The organism is Burkholderia sp. SIMBA_051, assembly GCF_046534915.1.
GTDB classification, from domain to species: Bacteria; Pseudomonadota; Gammaproteobacteria; order Burkholderiales; family Burkholderiaceae; genus Burkholderia; species Burkholderia ambifaria.
Map to the genome: position 1 here is coordinate 1 of NZ_JAWRXS010000316.1, position 269 is coordinate 269.

The 269-nt window shown below is 69.9% G+C and carries 1 protein-coding gene; it reads right to left on the bottom strand.

The window, feature by feature from the left end:
* On the bottom strand, nt 1-243 hold a 243-nt coding region (locus tag SB771_RS34685; protein WP_410721998.1), incomplete at its 3' end, for a hypothetical protein.
* Between the last annotated feature and the right edge of the window lie 26 nt (nt 244-269).

Genomic DNA, 269 nt, shown 5'->3' on the forward strand with positions numbered 1-269 from the left:
GCGCGGCAGCGCGTAGGCCAGCCTGTCCGCGCCGTCCGGCTGGAACACGGCCGGCTGGTAGCTGCCCGCTTCGGGCGGCACCGTGGTCGGCGCGCGGCTGTCGGTCAGCCAGCGCAGTTGGTTGAAGATGCGCATGGCCTCGGCGTCGCCGTGCCTGTCCTTGAGCGCCGTCAGCAGCGCCAGGTTGTCGATCTCGCTGTTGGCGTCCGAGAAGCGGTTGGCCATGGTGCCGATGAAGATCATCGCCACGTCGTAGGCGGTCCAGTCGG